The organism is Luteococcus sp. (assembly GCF_043424415.1).
GTDB lineage: Bacteria > Actinomycetota > Actinomycetes > Propionibacteriales > Propionibacteriaceae > Luteococcus.
Genome location: NZ_JBHWOO010000110.1, coordinates 1 through 2,901, shown reverse-complemented (window position 1 = coordinate 2,901; position 2,901 = coordinate 1). Strand labels below are relative to the sequence as shown.

At 70.8% G+C, this 2,901-nt stretch carries 2 protein-coding genes; both read right to left on the bottom strand.

Translation table 11 applies throughout. From position 1 onward, the window contains the following. Positions 1-1,241, bottom strand: a 1,241-nt coding sequence (locus tag ACHFFZ_RS07085) for a YhgE/Pip domain-containing protein (protein WP_394275949.1), incomplete at its 3' end; no start/stop codon positions are given. Continuing rightward, the coding region (locus ACHFFZ_RS07080) for an ATP-binding cassette domain-containing protein (protein ID WP_394275948.1) at positions 1,241-2,901 on the bottom strand (1,661 nt) is incomplete at its 5' end. The genes ACHFFZ_RS07080 and ACHFFZ_RS07085, both read right to left, overlap by 1 nt.

The window sequence follows — 2,901 nt, the reverse complement described above, 5'->3', positions numbered from 1 at the left end:
CCGGCGCCGGTGGAGGCCTTGTCGATGCCCGCGTGAAGGTCGCCTGCGCCGTCGGCCACCTGCTGGGCGCCCTGGTTGAGCTGGGTCAGCTTGGCCGAGGCGCTCTTCAGCTCGCCGGCGGCATTGGCCTGCTGCACCCGCTCGTTGAGCGTCGCCGAGCGGCCGGAGGCGCGGGCGGCGGCCACGGCCACGTCGTTGTTGCGGGTCTGGGCCTGTTCCAAGCGCGTGGCCAGATCCTTGTAGGCCTTGGTCTCGGTGACTCCGGGCACGGTGGCCAGCGTCGCCAGGGCCTGGTCGGCCTGGTCAAGCCGGCCGCCGACGGTGTCAGTGGCGCCGCTCACGTGGCCGCTGAGGGTCTGCACGTCCTTGTTGATCTCGGCGGAGTCGGACTTCACGGTGCCCTGCAGCTCGGCGGCGCGGTCCAGCACCGGCACGACGGTGTCGGCCAGCTGGGCGGTGCCGCCGGCCACCTGCCCCGCACCCTGCTCCAGGCGCTGCGAACCCTTGGCCAGCTCACCCAGACCGTTGTGCAGGCTGGCGGCGCCGGTCTCGAGCTCACCCATGCCGGAGTCGAGGCTTGTGGCGCCGGCGGAGAGCTTGGCCGAGGCCGCCTTCGCGGTGGTGGCGCCGTCGGCCAGCTTCGCGGAGCCGTCCTTGGCCTTGGTGATGCCGGTGGTGAGCTTTGCCGAGCCGTCGCGGGCCTCCACCATGCCGTCGCGGATCTTGTCCAGGTTGGCGAAGACGGCCTCGAAGTAGGCCTCGACGGCCGTCTCGTTGACGGCCTTCTCGATGCTGTTCTGGGCCTGTCCGGTCACCGAGCCGATGACGAAGCCGTTGGCGTCATTGCGGTGCATGGTGATCTTGGCCCGGCGGGGATGCTCGGTCGATCCGCTGACCAGGTCGCTGGAGAAGTTCTGGGGCACGTGGACGCTGAGGTAGTAGCGGCCCTCGCGCAGCCCCTGTTCGGCGTCGGTGGCGTCGGTGACGTGCCAGTCGAAGTTTCGCGCCTCCACGACGTTGTCGGTGAAGTCCTTGCCGGCCTGCACCTTCTTGCCGTTGTAGGTGACGGGCCTGTCGTCGTTGACCACGGCCACCGGCAGGTCGCGCATGCGGCCGTAGGGGTCCCAGTTGGCCGCCAGGTAGATGGAGCCGTAGATCACCGGGACGAGCATGGCGAAGATCAGTGCGAGCTTGGGCAGCAGGCCGCGGAAGCGGCGCAGTTCGAAGCGGGACAGGAACATCAGGCGTCCTCGATGGTGGTGGAGCGGCGCCGGGTGCGGCGCAGGGCAAAGTTCGGTTCGCCGCGCTGGGCCGGCGGCGGGAGGGTGACGACGGCTGCCAGCGGCGGCAGCGGGGACTGCTCCAGGCTCGAGATGACGAATCGGTTGCCGTCCTCGGTGAGCAGGGCCATCGCGTCGTGCAGCCAGACGAGCTGGTCGTCGGTCAGTGACTCGTCGACGTCGTCGGCCACCACGAAGCGGGCAGGTGACAGGCAGCCGAGCACGAGGGTGAGCAGCATCCTTTCCTGGGCGGCCATTCGGTCGACGAGCTGGTCGGTGTCGAAGCGGTGGCCCAGCAGGTCCTCCAGCTCGCGGAAGCGGGTGCGCCCGCGGCGGGTCCCGATGCCCTCGGCGATGGCGCGCTCGTCGCGGGACTCGCCGATGGTCAGGTTGTCCTCGAGCTCGGCGAAGCCACTGATCCTGGCCACCGAGACCTGCTGGCGCAGCTTCCAGGGCTGGGCGATGCCGTCGATCTCGCCCACCTGCAGGCTGCCCTCGACGCCCTTGAGCCGCCCGGCCAGGGCGAGCAGCAGCGACGAGCGTCCTGAGCCCTGCTGGCCGACGAGCACGGCGGGCCGGTCGGAGGGGAAGTCCAGGTCGAGCGGGCCGAAGACCATCGACTCGCGCCCGCGCATCCGGAACTCCCGGGCGCTGAGCAGCAGGTCGGGCTCGGCTGCGTGCGTGGGCTCGTGCGGGGCATCGGACGGCGCGGCGGCGTGCGTGATCCCGGGCGATGCCTCGATGCGCTCGTGGATCGGCGCTGGCTGGTCGTCCTCGGCGGCGTGCTGGGGCTCGTGCGGTGACGGGCTGGGCTGGCTGGTGTTCATGTGGTCCTCTCGTGCACGAGCAAATCTAATTGCACCGACCGGTTCAATGAAATTGGTGACGGGGGTTCTCAGGGTAGTCTCCGCCAAGAACCGCGGGCGCGTGCGACGGGCTGTCGGACCCGCAGGGTCGGTGCGGTCGAGGCCTTCTACCAGGCGCTGGTGCCCCGGACGGGTCCCAGGACTGCCGCAGGCCGCTGCACGGTGATCCGGGCGAAGTCCTCGTCGGCATCCACCTGCACCTGCTCGCCCGGTATCGACCCGACGGCGAAGATCCGTGCCCACCGCATCCGCTGCGAGCGGCTCGGGGCCAGCACCACCGCCGTCATCCGGTCCGCGGCGCCGCTCAACGTCACCTGCTGCCCGGGGCGCGCCGGTGACCCGACGCGACCAGTGGTCGTCCAGGTGGGTCATGGCCTGCAGCCGGTCCGCCTCGCGGCGCAGGGCCCGTGCCTGGTGGCGCTCCATCGCCGCGACATTCGAGATGCGCCGGGCCGAGTGGAAGACCATCAGAGAGACCAGGCCCTCGCCCACGTCGATCGAGACCACCGGGTGAAGAGCGGCCAGGTCGAGGCCCGGGCCGAAGCGGGCCATCAGCAGGGCCAGCATCGATGCCGCCCAGCCGGCCAGCGCCAGGATGGCCTGCCACAGCCGCTGCTGAAGCACCACCAGATGCGCCAGTGAGGCACAGCCCCAGCACAGCCACAGGTAGTGCACCACGCGGGTGTGGTCGGGCGCGGTCCACAGGTTGGTGGCCCAGACCGCCATCGAGATGCCGGCCAGCAGCGTGGCGTGCA